The organism is Kibdelosporangium philippinense (genome assembly GCF_021390435.2).
Taxonomy (GTDB): Bacteria; Actinomycetota; Actinomycetes; order Mycobacteriales; family Pseudonocardiaceae; genus Kibdelosporangium; species Kibdelosporangium philippinense.
The window spans coordinates 1851073-1868294 of the sequence record NZ_JAJVCN010000002.1; the positions used below are offsets into that span (position 1 = coordinate 1851073).

A 17222-nucleotide genomic window follows, 5' to 3' on the forward strand; every position below is an offset into this window, starting at 1 on the left:
CTCCATCTTCGCCGGACTTGCCTTCCGATGGCCTGAATGTCGCCGGACCTGGGATGGAACGATCAAAAACGGGCTCGGAGCTTGGTCCACGTGTCCGGTGTGGATGGCGTGAACGTACACAATCGGGTCTCACTTCGTGGCCCGAACCACAAGTTGGTGTAGTCGAACTTCAGCAGCCCGGCGTCGGGATGGTCGAACCGTTTGGTCAGGTTCTCCATCCAGCGCACTTCGTGCTGGTCCCAGAGCGTGTCGAACTCCGGTGACTTCGCTCGCAGGTCGCGGACCAGGCACTTCCAGCTCGAATCGGCGACGTGCTCGGCCATGGACGCGCGGAACTGCGCGACCGCCCTCGGCGCCGTGTCCGACCAGTCCAGCAGGCGCTCACGCAGCCGGGAATCAGTGAACAACAGCAACATCGCGTTGCGGCTTTCGAAGGGGACGTCGTCGAGCCCGAACACCCATCCATAAGCAGGGTTGTGGCCGAGGATGTCCATTCGCGCGTTCAACACGGCGGCTGGCATCGGGCCGAGTTGTTCCAGGATCAGGTGCATCTGCGGTGACAGGGCGCGGCACGTGCTCGCCGCGACCGGCCGGGCTGACCCGGCAAGCGTGAACATGTGGGCGCGTTCGTGCGCGTCCAGCCGGAGGGTTCTGGCGAGTGCGTCGAGCACCTGGTCGGACGCTCGGATGTCACGGCCCTGTTCGAGCCACGTGTACCAGGTGACGCCGACCCCGGCGAGCTGCGCGACCTCCTCGCGGCGCAGACCTGGCGTGCGGCGGCGGCCACCCGGCGGCAGGCCGACCTGTTCCGGGCTGATGCGTTCACGGCGGCTGCGCAGGAACGCGGCCAGCTCGCTGCGTCGCACGTCATCGCGTGCCTTGGCCAGTGGTGGGGCGGTCACGGTTCCAGGATGCCTGGCAGTTGATCCTGTTACCAGGTAGTGGGCACACCTGGATAACTACGCTCTGGTACCAGGCTAAGGCCGGGCGAATCGTGAACGCCATGACCACACCCACGATCCGGCGCGGCACGACGGCGCCGGTTGAGGCAGCGAGCCTGACGATGCCGGGGCTCATCACGTTGCTGCTTGGCGCGTTCCTCCCGATTCTCGACTTCTTCATCGTCAACGTGGCCCTGCCGACGATCGACCGCACCCTGAATGCCTCGGCCACCATGCTTGAGCTTGTCGTTGCGGGGTACGGCATCGCGTATGGCGTCCTGCTGGTTCTCGGTGGGCGATTGGGCGACACCTACGGGCGTAAGCGGCTCTTCAAGTTCGGCCTGGCTTCTTTCACGGTGACTTCATTGGCCTGTGGTCTCGCGCCGACCGCGGGTGTGCTGGTCGCGGCCAGGATCGCGCAGGGTGCGGCGGCAGCGATGATGCTCCCGCAGGTCCTTTCCACGATCCAGGCGACAACGGCGGGGGAGCACCGCTCGCGGGCACTCGGGCTGTACGGGGCCAACGCGGGGATGGCCATGGTTCTGGGGCAGCTGGTCGGCGGTGTGCTTGTGGCAGCGGACATCGCGGGAACGAGCTGGCGGCCGATCTTCCTTGTGAATGTCCCTATTGGACTGTTGGGGTTGGTGCTCGCGCGGCGCATCCCGGAGACCAGGTCGGCCAACCCAGCCACTGTGGACGTTGCCGGTACCGCGCTGCTTGGCCTTGGCCTGTTCACGTTGCTGTTGCCAGTGACCGAAGGCCACGCGGCTGGTTGGCCACTGTGGACATGGCTGCTCCTCGCGGCCAGCCCGATTCTGTTCGCCGGGCTGGTCATAGTGGAGCGGCGCATGGAACGAGCCGGACGGATCGCGTTGCTTCCGCCAGCCGTCTTGCGGATGCGGAGTATCAAGCGCGGGCTATTGTTGAGCGGACCGTTTTTCCTTGCATACGGCGCTTTCACGTTCGTCGCCGCGTTAACTCTGCAGGAAGGCCTGCTCTACGGCCCGTTGGCAGCTGGGCTCGCAATTGCGCCTATGGCGGTGGCGTTCCTGGTCGCGTCCTTGATATCGAGTCAGTTAGTGGCTCGATTCGGGCGCGGCGTGCTCACGGTCGGCGCCACCATCCAGGGCAGTGGCGTCGTCCTTGCGATCGCGACGATTCTCGTGGCGTGGCCCGATGTGACCGTGCTGACGTTGGCTCCCGCGATGGTGGTCACCGGTTTCGGTCAGGGCCTGATGGTGACCACGCTGTTCCGGGTGATTCTGTCGCGCGTGCCCGCCGAGCTGGCTGGTGTCGGTAGCGGTTCATTGGTCACGGTCCAACAAGTGAGCATCGCGCTCGGTGTCGCCACGCTCGGCTCGCTGTTCCTGTGGCTGAGCGAACCGGACGTGCTGGGGATGCGCGACGCGTTCGTTGTGGTGATGGGAGTTCAGGCGGTTGTCGCGGCGGTGGTCGCCTTGTTCAGCCGTCGGTTGCCGGACCCGCGTTAGGGAGTTCGATCACCGCGGTGTTCGGGATGGCCTCTTTGGCCAACCAGGTGTCCCCGCCTCGCCGGGTCAGGGCCAGCCGCATCGACATCCCGTGGGATATCACGAGAGCCGGACCCGGTCCCTGCTCGATCTCGGTGAGCGCGGCCATCACACGCTCAGTCTGCTGGACGTACGTTTCGCCGCCTTCGAACCCGAAGTCCGGCCTTGCCGTCACCCAGCCCTCGTAGGCGTATGGATCTGCGGCGGCCAGGTCGTCGTACATCTTGTCGGTCCAGATTCCGGTGTCGGTTTCCATCAACCGGGCGTCGAACTGGATCGGCAACCCCAGATGTGCCGACACCGCCTCGGCGGTCTGCCGCGCCCTGGCCAACGGGCTCGCCCAGAGCGCCACGATGCCCAGGTCGGCGACCTTGATGGCCAGTTGCTTGGCCTGCTGGTGCCCGGTCTCGTCAAGCGGGACGTCCATCTGTCCCTGGAACCGGCGCGTCTGGTTGTAGGCGGTCTGGCCGTGCCTGGCGAGGTAGATGGTCACGTAACTAGACCGTAGTTCGCGGGCACCGGGCCTGGACTGTGATTTCAGGTACCGAGGTATCGCAGAACGGCCAGGACCCGGCGGTTGAGGCTGGTGCTGCGAGGCAGGTCGAGCTTGTCGAAGATCGAGTTCACGTGCTTCTCCACAGCGCTCCGGGAGATGTGCAGTGAGCTGGCGATTTTGTCATTTGTACAACCTTCCGCCATTTGTCTGAGGACATCCACCTCGCGAGATGTCAGACGGGACAGCGGATCGGTGTGCGTGGTGCGCGCCAGCAGTTGCCGGACGACCTCCGGGTCGAAGGCCGCGTTGCCCGCGCCGACGCGGTCCAGGGCGTCGAGGAACTCGCCGACCTGAGCGACCCGGTCCTTCAACAGGTAGCCGACCGCGCCCGCGTCGGACGTGATCAACTGGGTCGCGTAGCGCTTCTCCACGTACTGCGACAGCACGAGGACGCCGATTTCCGGCCAGCGTTCGCGGATCTCCAACGCGGCCCGCAGGCCCTCGTCGGTATGTGTTGGCGGCATGCGCACGTCCACGACGCATACGTCCGGTTGCTTCGCGGCGGCTGCTTCGACGAGCGCGGTTCCGTCGCCGACCGCGGCGACGACTTCGTGGCCTTCTTCAGCGAGCAGGCGGATGAGGCCTTCGCGCAGCAGGGTCGAGTCCTCGGCGAGAACTATCCGCATGGCAACTCGGCGGTCACGACCGTCGGTCCGCCATCAGGGCTGGTCACAGTGAAGCGGCCATCCAGTGCGGCCACCCGGCGGGCCAGACCGGACAGGCCGCTTCCGGTCGTGTCGGCGCCGCCGATCCCGTTGTCTGTGATCCGCACGATGACCATGTTCTCGTGCCCGGCCACTTCGATCGTGACCAGGTCGGCGCGGGAGTGCTTGGCCGCGTTGGTGACCGCCTCTGAGGCCACGAAGTACGCCACGGTTTCCAGCTGAGCTGGCAAACGATCCGGGACGGTGAAGCTCAACTTCACAGGAATTCCGGCGCGTTCGGCCACCCCGGCGAGCACTTCCGCCAAGCCAAGGTTGTCCAGCACGGTCGGATAGACGCGCCACGCCACATCCCGCAGGTCGTTCAGGATTTCCTGCGCCTCGTCGTGGGCCTGGGCCAGCAGATCGTCCCGGTCGTCCACCGGGCGGCGCCGGGTCCGGCCCAACAGCATGGCCAACGCGACGATCCGCTGCTGGACGCCGTCATGCAGGTCCCGCTCGATCCGGCGGCGTTCGGCGTCGACCGCCTCGACCACCCCGGCCCGGCTCAGCGACAGCTCAGTGATCCGCCGACGCAGCAACTCCTGCTCACTCGGCCCGAGGTAGCGCAGCGCGAGGCTCTTCTCGAGCGCCGTCACGCCGACCAGGCCCTGAATGGCCAGGTACAACAGGACGAGGCCGAGCGGAACAACCGCGAGCAGTTGCAGCGGCTGCATCACGCCGTCGGTCAGCTGCCACACGCCCATCGCCGCCGCGCCGAACCCGTAGGCCAGCACGACCAACGTGCCGCCGCCGAGCAGACCGACCAACGAGCGAAGCGCCAGGTACTTCACGGCAGCCCGGTGGTCGTAATCAGACGAGCTTTCGACGTCGTGCCACCGCGCCAACCTGCGGCGTTCCACCTCGGCCAGCGCCACGGCCCAGCTACGCGGCCACCGGACCGCGACGTAGAGGAGCTCGACCACAGCCAGGCACGCGCCGATCGCCAGGCCGACGACCAACCGGGCCCAACGACGGACCATCAGACCGGGAGCAATCGCGTGATCAGCTCGGACAACTGGTGCACGGTCCGGCATTCGTGCATCTCGACGACGTCGGCGTACTCGTGCGCGAGGGAGTCCCCGGTAGACCACAATCGTTGTGCTTCTGGGTTCAACCAGTATGTGTGTCGGGCATTCCGCGCGATCCGGCGCAGCGCGGCCAGGTTCGGGTCGCCGCCGTTGTTGCGGGCGTCGCCGAGGATCAGCACCGAGGTCTTCGGGCCCACCGCGTCGAGGTATTCGTCCACGAACACCTGCAGCGAGTGCGTGTAGTCGGAATGCCCGTCCCACCTGGTCAGCTTGGCTTCCTGGTGTATCCGGGTGGCCAGCCCGGCCGGGTCCTCGGCGCCGGCCTTGACCAGGTGCGTGACCTCGTCGGTCGTCTCAACGAACGCGAAGGCCCGCACTTTGCTGAACTGATCGCGCAGCGCCTGCGTGAGTAGAAGTGTGAAGTTCGCGAAGCCCGCGACGGACCCGGACATGTCGCACAGCAGCACCAGCTCTGGGCGGCCGGGGCGGTGGTGCCGGTAAGCAGGCTTGATGGGAACGCCACCAAAGGCGATCGAGCGTCGCAACGTCCGCCGCACATCGATCTCGCCACGCCGCGCCCGACGCCTTCGCGCGGCCAATCTAGTGGCAAGTTTTCGGGAGAGCGGATAGATCGCGCGACGCATATCTGCGAGCTGCGTGCGGCCCGCGGTGAGGAAATCGACCCGGTCCGACGGCGGCGCGACAGCGTTTCGGGCCACGGTCTCCCGGCCGCGCAGCTCGGCCGTCCGGCGCCGGGCGTCCGTTTCGACCATCCGCCGGAACCCGCCGATCTGCCTGCGGATCTCGTCGCGGCGGACGTCCGCGAGGAACCCGGGATCCTCGGCCCCGAGTGCGGCAAGGACCCTGACCAGCAGCGTTTCCGGACGAAGACGCTGCAAGGTCTGATACGCCGACCATCCGCCCGCGCCTTGGGTGCCTTCGCCGAAGCGGCCGAACGCCTCGACCGCTGCCTGCGCGAGCGCTTGCTGATCGGCCGCGGACCCGGCAGCCAACGCCTGTATGAGCTGCTCTCGCAGCGACTCCAGGTCGCTTGGTTCATCGGTTGGGCCACCCACCGAGCCTGGGAAGTACAGGTCGAAGACCTGGTCGAACACCGTGCGCTGGCCGGAGCGGCGCAGCAAAGCAGCCGCCAAGCCTTCGCGGACACGCTCCCGGTCGTCCATCCCCAGCACGGTCAGTACGCGGGCGGCATCGACAGTCTCGCCTGGTCCGGCGAGGATCGAGTGCTCGCGCAGCGCCTCGACGAACTCCACGAGGCGCTCCGGAACGCTCACCCGAAAACCTTGAGTTCGGCGGCCGCGCGCTTCTTGTCGGCCTCGTACTTCAGCACCACCCCGAGCGTGGTGTGCACGACCGACTCGTCCAGGTGGTCCGCGCCGAGCGCCAGCAAGGTGCGCGCCCAGTCGATCGTCTCCGCGATCGATGGCGATTTCCGCAGCTCAAGGCCGCGCAGCGCGCCGATGACCCGGACGAGGGACTCGGCAAGCGCGCCGGAGATCTCCGGCACCTGCATCCGCACGATCTCCAGCTCTCGATCCGCCTCGGGAAAGTCGATGTGCAGGAACAGGCAACGGCGCTTCAACGCCTCGGACAGCTCACGAGTGGCGTTCGACGTCAGCACGACGAACGGCTTGCGGGTCGCGGTGATCGTGCCCAGCTCAGGCACCGTGACCTGGAAATCCCCGAGGACCTCCAGCAGCAGGCCCTCCATCTCGACGTCCGCCTTGTCGGTCTCGTCGATCAGCAGCACCGTCGGCGTCGGGTTGCGGATGGCCGACAACAGCGGCCTCGGCAGCAGGAACTCCTCGGTGAAGATGTCCGCGCGCGCCTCGTGCCAGCCCTCGTCACGGCCCGCGGTGATCCGCAGCAGCTGCTTGGCGTGGTTCCACTCGTAGAGCGCTCTGGCCTCGTCGATGCCCTCGTAGCACTGCAGGCGCACCAGTTCCGAGCTGGTCGCGGTGGCCACGGCCCGCGCGAGCTCGGTCTTGCCGACCCCGGCGGGACCTTCCACCAGCAGCGGCTTGCCGAGCCGGTCGGCAAGGAAGACCGTGGTCGCGATCGCGGTCGACGTCAGGTAGCCGGCACCGGCCAGCCGCTGGGCCACCTCGTCAACGGAGTCGAACAACACGGGCGTCCTCCTGAGTGAGCGCTTGCTCACTCAGATTAGCTGGTCGGGACCCTCAGCCAGCCACGGACAGCAGGACCTGGCCCTTGTCGTCCTGAACTTCCAGACGCGCGATGTCGCTTGGCTGAAAAGTCGTGCCACCACTGAGCTTGAGCGGCTCACTGCGGCCGCCGGGCGGCACCAGCCAGTTGGTGACCGTCTCCGATTCGCCACGCGTGGACACCGCCACGAGCAGGCACTTGCGCGGACCGACCGCGCCACGCAGCTCCATCGAGATCTGGGTGCCCCAGTCCTGCGACAACATGGTGACGTTGGCGTCCATCTCGCCGCCGACCCCGTTGAGGATCTGCGGCGAGTCGCTCGTCGGTGGCGGAGGCTGCTCGATCTTCACGTTCAACGGTGGCGTCGCGGCGATCGGCACCGGATCGCCGCTGGTCGCCATGATCGTGACCACTGGCGCGGCGACGATAAGGACCGCGGCGGCCGCCGCGGCGAACCACTGCCGGTGCCTGCGTTGGTGGCGCGATTTGGTGGCCTCTTCGAGCAACGAGGACAGCACCTGCGGGCCAGGCACAGGCACGAGCAACGCGGGCGCGTCGTGCTTGACCTTGTCCAGCAGGTCGGGCACATCCTGTAGCTCGACCAAGTCCAGCTGACACCGGGCGCAGTCGAGCAGATGCTGCTCGAACGCCGTGTTGTCGGGCTCGTCGAGCGCGCCGAGAATGTACGCGGCTATATCGACATGACCTGACGCATGCACCATTCCCGACTCACCCCCGATCGCGCAGCGCGCGCCTCAATGCACGGACCGCGTGGTACAGCCTCGACTTGACCGTACCCGGAGGAACGCCAAGTGTCTCGGCTACGTCATTAACCGTGCGGTCACGTAGATAGGTCTGCATGATCGCTTCGCGTTGCTCGTCCGACAACACCCGCAACGCGTCGTAGACGACCATCGCGCTCAGGGTGCGGTCCGATTCGTCGGGCACGCCGACCGAGTTGGCATCCGGCTCCTCGACTTCCTGCGGCCTCGCCTTTCGGCTGCGCCGTCCGTCGATCACGATCCGCCGGGTGACCGTGTACAGCCAGGCACGCAGCATGTCCGGGCTGCGGTCCAGCTTCTCGGCGTTGCGCCAAGCCCTGATCAGGGTTTCCTGGACGACGTCCTCCGCCCAGTGCCGGTCGTTGCCGGTCAGCTTGAGCGCGAACGCCATCAGTGGCGTGCCGAAGTCCCGGTACAAGGCTGTGGCCAGGTCTTCTTCGGTATGCCCGTGACGGCGTAGCTCGTCACCCAGTAGGGCTCTTGCGGAATGGCTGTGGCGTCCCACGCTGACATCCTGGTGGGACGACCGTTGTCCGTCCAGTGCCAAATCGTTGCGGAATTTTTGTTTGAACCGCCCGGCGACCCCGCCCGTATCCATCGATGAAGGCGTAAACCGGGTGCCCCGCGAGGACACACCAGTGGGCAAGCGCGGGACATGCGAGTGTCCTGTGTGGACCTAGCACGGCCTTTTCCAGCAACGTCGCTTATGTGTCCGTCCATCGCGGACGCCCGGAGAGACAAGGAAGGATGCCGTGAAGCGATCGCTCGCGTCGTTGGTGTTCCTGCTGATCACGCTGTTCATGGCGGGTCAGGCGGCGGCAGCCGCGCAGCCGGGAACCCCGCCGCTCAGCGACATCGACGGCGAACTGCTCACCAAGGTCCGGCTAGCGGGCTTATGGGAGATGCCAGCCGGAGAGATGGCGCAGGAGCGTTCCTCGGACCCCAAGGTGCAAGAGGTCGGTCGCACCCTGATGACCGATCACGCTGTCCTTGACCAGGAAGTACGCCGCGTCGCGTCGTTGTACGCCTTCGAGTTGCCCGCCGAGCCGAACGACGCGCAAAAGGGCTGGCTCACCGAGATGGCCACATCGACCGGCGCGCAGTTTGACTCTGTTTGGGCGATGCGGTTGCGCTCGGCGCACGGGATGATCTTCCCGCTGATCGCTCAGGTTCGCGCGAGTACAACGGATCCTGAGATCCGCAAGTTCGTGACAACCGCCAACACGATCGTGCTCAAGCACATGACGATCCTGGAAAGCACGAACAATGTGGATTTCGCCAACTTGGACGACGCGACACCGCTGAAGCTGTCGCAGGACGCCCAGGGCACCGATATGGTCGTCGCGGTTACGTTGGTGCCTCTGCTGGTCGCGATCACGGTGTTCCTGCTGTGGCTCGCCACCAGCCGCAATCGTCGTCGTGGCAGGCAAGAGCCGGTCGCGCGGCGCGTCGATGACGACGATGACGACGATGACGACGATGATGACCGCGGTCGCGGTCGCGGCGGCCGCAACGGTCGTGGTGGCGGAGACGGTAAGCGGAGCAGGTTGTTCGTAGACAAGGAACTCGCACGGTGATCCATACGGTTACAGACACGGTTGTGCTCGCGGTCGGTGGACCGAGAGACGAGGGCCTGCGCGGTGTCGCTGCGGTCTCGGCCCGTGCCTCGTATGCCCTGATGTGCCTGACGATCTGCTGGGGCGTACTGACCAAGACTGGCTGGGCGCGCAGGTTCGGTGAGCGCAAGACCTTGCGTGCGGGGCATATGGTCCTCGCCACACTTACGATCACGTTCGGCTGCGTGCACGCGATGGGCTTCCTTTTCCTTGCCGAGGGCGCATTCACGTTCGCGCAGATCAGTGTGCCTTTCGGCGACGGCGTTTTCTTCCGGTACGCGATCGCGATCATCGGCCTCGAATTGATGATCGCAATCTTCCTCACGGCCGGATTGCATCGCTGGACTTCCTCCCGTCGCTGGCAATTCGTACACCGAACGGCCTACGCCGCGCTCCCGCTTTTGGTCGTACACTCGATCCTCGCTGCTGCTGCTAATAGTCACCTCTCGGTACTATGGCTCGCCGGATTGACATTGCTGATCCCAGCGGTGACTCTCTCAGTTCTCCGGTTCGTTCCCACCACGATGCTCGTCCAGATCGGACTGGTGGAGGAACAGGTATGAGAGGCCGCAAGCTGCGGGTCAAAGTGGACAACGACCGCTGTGAGCGGTACGCGATTTGCCAGATGGAGGCACCCGACCTGTTTGAACTGAGCCCCGACGGGCGGCTTTTCTACACGAAGAGACCGGAAGAGGATCAGGTCGAGCAGGCGGCCGCAGCAGCACGCTGCTGCCCCATGCAGGCCATCAAGGTGGACAGGGTTTAGATGACCGACTTCGAACGCATCGTCATCGTGGGCGCGGGGGTCGCGGGCTTACGGGCCGCGGAACGCCTCCGGGAACTCGACTACGACGGCGAGCTGGTGATCATCGGTGACGAGGCGCGGTGGCCATACCACCGGCCGTTGGTGTCAAAGGACTTGCTGGCAGGCAGCGACCGGCCGGCCGATCTGACCCTGCAGCGTCACATCGACACCGGCGCCCGCTGGCGCTTGGGTACCCGCGCGGAACGACTTGAAACACAGCGCAAAGTCGTGCACCTGCCGGGTGGCGAGGAGATCAAGTACGACGGCCTGATCATCGCCACAGGTGTGGAACCGCGGCACCTCAAGGGTGTCCCGCGGCACAGCCCGCGCGTGCACACACTGCGCACAGTGGACGAGGCGTTGGCGGTCAAGAAGGTCATCTCCCGCAGCGACCTGCCGATCGTGGTGCTCGGCACCGGCTATATCGGATGTGATGTCGCCGCGAGTGCCCGCAAGATGGGCCGGGACGTGGTCATGGTCGGCCGTTCCCGGTTCCCGCTGCGCAACCTCGGCAACGATGTCGCCGCCGCGGTGGACAAGCTGCACCGCAAGCACCGCGTGCGGATGGCGATGGGCACGGATATCCGAAATTGGATCTGTGCCGACGATTCCGTCGCGATGCACACCACTGACGGCCAGCTGCTGGTCGCGGGCGCCGTCATCATGGCGGTCGGCGCGATCCCCGCCGTCGAGTGGATGCGTGGATCAGGTCTGATCCTCGAGGACGGCGTGCTGTGTGAGTCCACTTTGTTCGCCGCCGGTGCGCAGGATGTGGTGGTGGCCGGTGACTGCGGCCGCTGGCCCAACCTGCGGATCGACGACACGCCACGGCGCGTCGAGCATTGGATCAACGCGGTCGAGATGGGACGGCACGCGGCCGAGAACCTCCTGCTCGGCAGGGAAAAGGCCACGCCGTTCATGCCGATCCCGCGTGTCTGGTCCGGACAGTACGGTGTGCGCCTGCAGATCTCCGGTGTCCCGTCCCTCGGGAAAGACACCGTGCACCTGGCCGATGGCGCCCCAGGAACGCCTGGCATCACCGGATATGTGCGCAACGGCAAGCTGGTCGGCGTCTGCGGCTGGGACGCGCCGCGCGCGATGATCAAGTGGACCGAGAAGCTGCACGAGGAAATGCCGCTTCCCACCGAGACCAAGGGCCGTCGCCCGGTCGTGCCGAAGCCGTCGAAGGCACCGGTCACCGAACCCGTTGCCGCACAGTCGGCTGAGCGGCCACCGGCACCGCCCGCACGCCAGAACACCCTGGCAGAGATGCCAACGCAGGTTCCCGCGATGGCAGCGGTGACACCCGCGCGCGTCGGACCGTCGATGTCCGTGCCCGCGATGCAGCCGGTGGCCCGGCCACCAGCGCCGGTCGGGCCACCGCCCGGGACTGGCCGGAATATGCAGCCGGTGCCGCCTCCGGTGAACCGGCCGCAGATGTCGCGTCCGATGCCCGCGATGCCGCGGGCGGCGATGAGCTCCGGTCAGATGCCGCAGCCGTCCGTGCGTGGGATGACTCCGGTTGAACGGCCTTCGATGCGTGGCATGTCCGCGGAGCCACCTTCCATGCGTGCGATGCCGCCGGTGGAACCGCCGTCGCGTCGTGGTTTGCCGCCAGTCGAGCCGCCGTCGATGCGTGGGATGCCACCGGTTGAACCGCCTTCGATGCGTGGGATGCCTTCCGTACCGCCGCCGTCGATGCGTGGGATGACTCCGGTCGAGCCGCCGTCGATGCGTGGTTTGCCGCCCGTTGAACCGCCGTCGATGCGTGGGATGCCACCGGTTGAACCGCCGTCGATGCGCGGAATGCCGCCAGTGGAGCCGCCGTCGATGCGTGCGATGGCTCCGGTGGAGCAGCCGTCCGGCAGGCACGCCAAGCCGGAGATGCCGAGGTTCGGTCAGGACGGCGGTCCGATGACCGAGCAGATCCCGCCGGTGCGGTCGGAGCCGCTTTTGCCGCCGACCACGGCGATTCCGAACCTGTCAGCGCCAAACCTGTCGCTGTCGAACCTGTCCATCCCGAACATCGACGTGCCGGACACGCCAGCGGGCGCGATGCGTCCCGCACCGCCGCCATCGCGGCAGCGTCGGGCGGGTCGGCCGGAACGCGCGGAGCGCAAGCCGCTTCCGCCCGTGCCGCCTATGCCTGCCAACCAGCACCCGTCGTTCCCGAACATGCAACCCGTGCAGCGACCGGTCGATCCGATGATGGAACATCCGTCGTTCCCGGCGATGCGTCCGGTTCAACGTCCGCCCATGCCGTTGATGGAGCATCCGTCGTTCCCGGCGATGCAGCCCGTCGCGCGGCCAGGCATGGAACACCCGTCATTCCCGTCGATGCAACCAGTCGCACGGCCTGGCGCAGAAGACAGCCGCTTCCCGGCAGGCGAAGCGGTCAGAGGGTTCGGCTAGAGACACGGCTAGCTGAGCAACGCCGCGGCGGCCGGGCCCTCGGCCGTCGCGGTGCAGCCTCCTCGCTGCGAGCAACCCGACCGCTCGCTGACGAGGGGGCTTTTTTGTAAGCCCCACTTAATAAAGCGCGGCTTCGCGAAAACCGGTCAATCCAGTAGCCCACGTCGATAAGCCTCGGCCACAGCGGATGCCCGGTCGCGCGAGTCGAGCTTGGCGTAGATGTGCAACAAGTGCGTCTTGATGCTGGCCTCGCTGATGAACAACTTCGACGCCGCTTCCCGGTTCGTGGCACCCGCCGCGACGAGTCTCAGCACTTCCAGCTCCCGCGGGGTCAACGTGCCGCGCTGCGGCTTACGCACTTGGCCTATCAACCGGTTGGCCACGGACGGCGAAAGCACCGACTGGCCTTGGTGCGCGGCACGGACCGCCTTGAGCAGCTCCTCGGTGGTCGCGTCTTTGAGCAAGTAACCCGTCGCGCCAGCCTCGATCGCGGGCAGCACGTCGCTGTCGGTGTCGAACGTGGTGAGCACCAGAACCCTGGTGTCCGGCGCGGTTTCCTTGAGCCTGCGGATCGCGCGCACGCCGTCCAGTTCGGGCATTCGCAGGTCCATCAGCACGACGTTGGCGTTGTGCGAGGCCACCATGTCCACGGCCTGGCGCCCGTTGCCAGCCTCGCCGACCACCTCGATGTCCGGCTCGCCCGTGAACGTGGCCCGAAGTCCGTCCCTGACCACCGGATGGTCGTCGACGATCAACAGCCGGATCACGGTATCGCCTCACCCTCTGCCCGGATCGCCGGGACGCTGGCTCCGATCGCGGTGCCCTCGCCCGGCGTACTCTCGATGTCCAGCGTGCCACCAACTCCGAGCAGCCGCTGGCGCATCGTGCCAAGACCGTATCCGCCCACGTCCCCCGGCGCGGTGTCGCCGGGGTCGAACCCGGCGCCGTCGTCGCGGACGTCCAACAGAACGACGTCGTCCATATAGGACAGTGTGATGCCCACGCGGGTTGCGGCCGCGTGCTTGGCGATGTTCGCCAGCGCCTCTTGGGCGACACGGAACAGAGCGACCTCGATGCCCGCGATCATCGGCTCCGGCGTGCCTGTTGTCTCGGTGCGAACTGGCACGCCGGAGACCTGGCTCCAGTTTCGCGCCATCTCTTCGATCGCCTCGGGCAGCCTGGATTTCTCCAACGGCTCCGGGCGTAGCGCCTGGACGGATCGGCGCGCCTCGGACAGGCCGCGCTCGGCCAACAGCTGCACCTGATCCATGTGGTGCTGCCACTTCTCGGGTTGCTCACGAACCCGGTTGGCCGCGTGCAACTGGCGGATCAGCGCGGCCAGCTCCTGCGCCAGTGTGTCGTGGATTTCGCGCGCCATTCTTTGACGCTCATCCAGTACGCCAGCCTCGCGGGCTTGCACAAGCAGCTGTGCGTGCAGGCCCGCGTTCTCCTCCATTGCTTTGGCCAAGCGCTCGTTCGTCTCGGTGAGCTGGCTGATCGCCTGCTTGCGGCGTTCGCTCTCCAGCCCGGCGACCCACCCCGCGAAGATCACCGGCCCGGCGACGGCGAGCATCACCACATAGGGCGAAGTCTGGAACGCGCCTTCCTGGATCACGAATGTGCTGATCGCGTTCGCGGTCACCGCGAAAACCGCCCACCGGGCCGGGAAAATCGCGAAAGCGTATGGAAAGCCGATCCACACGTACGAGGAGAACGCGTCGCTCGTGGAGATCAGCGCGGTGCTCGTGGCCAGCAGGCCGAGATACGCGACCACCGCCCAGACCCGGTCGCGCGGCCAGACCGGCCACCACATGGCGACCACGGCGATCCAGATCGCCGCGATCACGGCCAGCACCACCGTCAACTGTGGCTGTGGTGCGGCCCTCCGGTCGACCAGGCTCCACAAGACCGCGGCCGCCAGTGCGGCGTACGCGATCCCGGTGTAGATCCACCTGGCCCGGTGCGCGTGTGTCTCTCCGATCTGCAGCATCGACCTCATTCCCACCTGAAGAGCCGGGCCGCGGCAAGACCGGCGACGAGCGTGTACGTGCCGAGCACCGCGAGGTGCAGCGGCTCCGGCATGGTGCCACCCCAGCTGGCCCGAAGCGACTGCATGGCGGCGCCGAGCGGGGTGAAGTCGCCGATCCGGACCAGGAACGACGGCAGGTTCTCGGCGGGCATGAACACCCCGCCGAACACCAGGCTGGCGAAGAACAGACCGACCCCGATCCCGGTCGCGATACGGGCGCTTGGTGCGATCGCCGCGACGAGCAGGCCGACGGCGAACAATGCCGTGCAGCCGAGTGCGAACGCCGCCAAGAAGCCGCCGATGTGCTGCGGCAACGTGAACTGGAAGGCCACGTGGCCAACCAGGACGACCAAGATGCCCGCGATCGTGGCGAGGCCGAAACTGATCGCCAGTTGTGCGGTGAGCACCTTGGACGGGTTCATCGGCGTTGTCGACATCCGGCGCAGGATGCCTTTCTCCCGGTATCCGGCCAGCGTCGTCGGCGTCAGGTTGAGCGCCAGCTGGGCGAGGCCCAACGCGAGAGCGCCATGGTCGGGAAGTACGTCATGATCGGATCTTTGTCGCCGTTGGGCTGTGCGATGACGCCGAAGACGACGACGATCGCGACGGGCAGCGCGATGGTGACGATGGTCGACGCGGGGTCGCGCAGGAAGAGTTTCAGCTCGGTCATGGTGAGCGTGCCGGTGCCGGACATGGGTTCTCCTAATGAAGCCGTGCTTAACGGACGGCGTGAATTTCGGAAGTGCAAACGATGAACAGGAACCGGGTCAGAAACGCTTGCCGGTCAGCGCGACGAAGGCGTCGTCCAGGTTGGCTTGTTCGACCCGGAGATCGGCGGCGACTATGTGGTTACGGGCCAACACCGCGGTCACCGCGTAGAGCAGGTCGCCCCGGCCGGTGACAACGACATGGCGTCCGTTCTGCGCCACCTCGCTGACCTCGGGGATCGTCGTCAGCAAGCCCTGGTCGAACGGCCGGTCGACGCGGAAGCGGATGACCTGATGGCTGTCCATCCGGGACACGAGCCCGCCCGGTGAGTCGATGGCGACGACGGCGCCGTCGTCGATCACGGCGAGCCGGTCGCACAGCCGCTCGGCCTCTTCCATGAAATGCGTGACGAGTACGACGGTCACGCCGGTCTGCCGCAGCCGCTCGATCAGACCCCACGTCTCCCGGCGCGCCGCCGGGTCAAGGCCGGTGGTCAGCTCGTCAAGGAACACCACACGTGGCCTGCCGACCAGCGCGAGCATGATGAACAACCGCTGTTTCTGGCCACCGGAGAGCTTGCCGTAAGGGGTGGCGCGTTTTTCGGCCATGCCCCACTCGTCGATCAGGCGCTCCCAGTCGTCCGGGTCGGGATAGAAGGAGGCGTAGAGGTGCAGTGCCTCCCGTACCTTCAGCCGTTCCGGTAGGTGGCTCTCCTGCAATTGCACGCCGACCTGGGTGTGCAGCTGCGCCGCGTCGCGGCGGGGATCCTTGCCCAGCACGCGAATCCTGCCGCTGTCGGGGACACGCAGACCGGCCACACACTCGACCGTGGTCGTCTTGCCCGCACCATTGGGGCCGAGGATGCCGAAGATCTCACCCTCGGCCACGCTGAAGGACACGTCTCGTACCGCGACCTTGTCGCGGTACCTCTTGTGCAGGTTGGCTACCTCGATGACTGACATGCCACGCAGCATGCGTTGAGTGGGCGGGTTACCGGATCGCCTCACCAGCCATCGGAGTGGCGGATATGCGTATCAACCGATTGGTCGATGCGCCCCGATCCGCTTGCGCAGGCGGTAGAGCGCCGAATGCGCGCCCTGTGTCGTCGTACCGAGCTCCCGCGCGATCTCGCTGTGCGGTTTTCCGTCCGCGAGCATGTCGACCAACGCACGGTCGCGCCGGGGCAGAGCGAGGATCCTGATCGCGAGCCACCGTGCTTCGGCTTTGTCGCAGGCGAACTCGGCGGGATCCTCGGCGGATGGGGGGACCAGCCGTGGGTGGTTGGCCATCCGGGTGGCCACTGTGCGGCGCCTGGCCTCATCCGCGCACAGCCGGGTGACTGTGGAGACCAGGAACTGTTCGACCCTGCTCATGTCCAGGTCGTCGAATTCGGCCCCGCGGATCAGGGCTTCGTTGACGATGTCATCGGGGTCCATCGGTGCCGCGCAACGCCGGGCGGCAATCCTGACCAGCGTCGGTCGGATCTTGATGCACTCCTGCCAGTAGTCGTCGGTACGCGTACGTGCGTCCGGGACCGGCATTACCACACCCCCGATCGGCCCAGCACGTTCCCAGTGCAAGGCCGTCTCGATGTCGAGTAGTTGTTAATTGAACATATTTCTTCGATGTTTCGATGGAAGCATCTACCGAGTGACACGGGCCCGGGAGGGCCATTCGGCCCGTGTCCCATGTGGTGAGAATCTCAACTGATATAAGGCGTTTCACTGTAACGGCGGTACGGCGAGAGCTAACTTCGGCCATTCGAGTGAACCTCCATCAGATGGGCCGCCCTCAAACGAAAAACGTAGCGTGGGAGACGTTGCGACTCGGTCGAGTTCCGGTGAGGTTGAATTCTTTTGCGGTTATTTTGATCGACAGAATTCCGTCACCGCGGAGTCGTTGCGTAGTACCTCACGAGACCCCCG

Annotated in this window: 19 protein-coding genes; 5 read left to right on the forward strand and 14 right to left on the reverse strand. The window is 66.3% G+C overall.

What is annotated here, in order from left to right; all coding sequences use genetic code 11:
• Positions 1–62: 62 nt before the first annotated feature.
• Positions 63–902: a helix-turn-helix transcriptional regulator gene (locus tag LWC34_RS27310; protein WP_233727974.1), complete on the reverse strand. Its 840-nt coding sequence runs from the start codon at positions 900–902 to the stop codon at positions 63–65.
• A gap of 101 nt (positions 903–1003) precedes the next feature.
• On the opposite strand from LWC34_RS27310, the gene LWC34_RS27315 reads away from it, so the two are divergent.
• Positions 1004–2431, forward strand: coding sequence for an MFS transporter (locus tag LWC34_RS27315; RefSeq protein WP_233727975.1), 1428 nt, complete (start codon positions 1004–1006; stop codon positions 2429–2431).
• On the opposite strand, the gene LWC34_RS27320 is transcribed toward LWC34_RS27315, so the two are convergent.
• From LWC34_RS27320 to LWC34_RS27350, 7 genes are read right to left on the reverse strand one after another with little or no spacing between them, the layout of a single operon-like run.
• Positions 2403–2963, reverse strand: coding sequence for a histidine phosphatase family protein (locus LWC34_RS27320; RefSeq protein WP_233727976.1), 561 nt, complete (start codon positions 2961–2963; stop codon positions 2403–2405). The genes LWC34_RS27315 and LWC34_RS27320 overlap by 29 nt on opposite strands.
• Before the next feature lie 44 nt (positions 2964–3007).
• Positions 3008–3652 carry a response regulator gene (locus LWC34_RS27325; protein WP_233727977.1) on the reverse strand — a complete coding sequence of 215 codons (645 nt, stop codon included), beginning with the start codon at positions 3650–3652 and terminating at the stop codon, positions 3008–3010.
• On the reverse strand, positions 3643–4710 hold the full coding sequence (locus LWC34_RS27330; RefSeq protein WP_233727978.1) for a sensor histidine kinase: 1068 nt from the start codon (positions 4708–4710) through the stop codon (positions 3643–3645). The genes LWC34_RS27325 and LWC34_RS27330 overlap by 10 nt, the downstream gene beginning before the upstream one ends.
• Complete coding sequence (locus LWC34_RS27335; RefSeq protein ID WP_233727979.1) at positions 4710–6053, reverse strand: vWA domain-containing protein; 1344 nt, start codon at positions 6051–6053, stop codon at positions 4710–4712. Before LWC34_RS27335 ends, LWC34_RS27330 begins: the two co-directional genes overlap by 1 nt.
• The gene (locus tag LWC34_RS27340; protein WP_233728905.1) at positions 6050–6904 is read right to left on the reverse strand and encodes an AAA family ATPase; all 855 of its coding nucleotides are present in this window, start codon (positions 6902–6904) and stop codon (positions 6050–6052) included. The genes LWC34_RS27335 and LWC34_RS27340 overlap by 4 nt, the downstream gene beginning before the upstream one ends.
• Before the next feature lie 55 nt (positions 6905–6959).
• The gene (locus LWC34_RS27345; protein WP_233727980.1) at positions 6960–7667 is read right to left on the reverse strand and encodes an anti-sigma factor family protein; all 708 of its coding nucleotides are present in this window, start codon (positions 7665–7667) and stop codon (positions 6960–6962) included.
• 7 nt (positions 7668–7674) lie between these two features.
• Positions 7675–8199 carry a sigma-70 family RNA polymerase sigma factor gene (locus LWC34_RS27350; RefSeq protein WP_235730070.1) on the reverse strand — a complete coding sequence of 175 codons (525 nt, stop codon included), beginning with the start codon at positions 8197–8199 and terminating at the stop codon, positions 7675–7677.
• 280 nt (positions 8200–8479) lie between these two features.
• Here LWC34_RS27350 and LWC34_RS27355 point away from each other — a divergent pair, with 280 nt between their 5' ends.
• From LWC34_RS27355 to LWC34_RS27370, 4 genes are read left to right on the forward strand one after another with little or no spacing between them, the layout of a single operon-like run.
• Positions 8480–9304, forward strand: coding sequence for a DUF4142 domain-containing protein (locus LWC34_RS27355; protein ID WP_233727982.1), 825 nt, complete (start codon positions 8480–8482; stop codon positions 9302–9304).
• Complete coding sequence (locus tag LWC34_RS27360; protein WP_233727983.1) at positions 9301–9906, forward strand: ferric reductase-like transmembrane domain-containing protein; 606 nt, start codon at positions 9301–9303, stop codon at positions 9904–9906. The genes LWC34_RS27355 and LWC34_RS27360 overlap by 4 nt, the downstream gene beginning before the upstream one ends.
• The gene (locus LWC34_RS27365; protein WP_233727984.1) at positions 9903–10109 is read left to right on the forward strand and encodes a ferredoxin; all 207 of its coding nucleotides are present in this window, start codon (positions 9903–9905) and stop codon (positions 10107–10109) included. Before LWC34_RS27360 ends, LWC34_RS27365 begins: the two co-directional genes overlap by 4 nt.
• Positions 10110–12560 (forward strand): NAD(P)/FAD-dependent oxidoreductase, encoded by a 2451-nt coding sequence (locus tag LWC34_RS27370; RefSeq protein WP_233727985.1) that lies wholly within the window; start codon positions 10110–10112, stop codon positions 12558–12560.
• A 146-nt stretch (positions 12561–12706) separates the two neighbouring features.
• On the opposite strand, the gene LWC34_RS27375 is transcribed toward LWC34_RS27370, so the two are convergent.
• From LWC34_RS27375 to LWC34_RS27400, 6 genes are all read right to left on the reverse strand, one after another.
• Positions 12707–13327 carry a response regulator gene (locus LWC34_RS27375; protein WP_233727986.1) on the reverse strand — a complete coding sequence of 207 codons (621 nt, stop codon included), beginning with the start codon at positions 13325–13327 and terminating at the stop codon, positions 12707–12709.
• Entirely contained in the window at positions 13324–14550 is a 1227-nt protein-coding gene (locus LWC34_RS27380; RefSeq protein ID WP_233727987.1) for a sensor histidine kinase, read from the reverse strand. Before LWC34_RS27380 ends, LWC34_RS27375 begins: the two co-directional genes overlap by 4 nt.
• 5 nt (positions 14551–14555) lie before the next feature.
• Positions 14556–15104: an ABC transporter permease gene (locus tag LWC34_RS27385; RefSeq protein WP_233727988.1), complete on the reverse strand. Its 549-nt coding sequence runs from the start codon at positions 15102–15104 to the stop codon at positions 14556–14558.
• On the reverse strand, positions 15074–15283 hold the full coding sequence (locus tag LWC34_RS27390; protein ID WP_233727989.1) for a hypothetical protein: 210 nt from the start codon (positions 15281–15283) through the stop codon (positions 15074–15076). The genes LWC34_RS27385 and LWC34_RS27390 overlap by 31 nt, the downstream gene beginning before the upstream one ends.
• Positions 15284–15356: 73 nt before the next feature.
• On the reverse strand, positions 15357–16259 hold the full coding sequence (locus LWC34_RS27395) for an ABC transporter ATP-binding protein (protein WP_233727990.1): 903 nt from the start codon (positions 16257–16259) through the stop codon (positions 15357–15359).
• 72 nt (positions 16260–16331) lie between these two features.
• Positions 16332–16838 carry an RNA polymerase sigma factor gene (locus LWC34_RS27400; protein ID WP_233727991.1) on the reverse strand — a complete coding sequence of 169 codons (507 nt, stop codon included), beginning with the start codon at positions 16836–16838 and terminating at the stop codon, positions 16332–16334.
• Positions 16839–17222 lie beyond the last annotated feature (384 nt).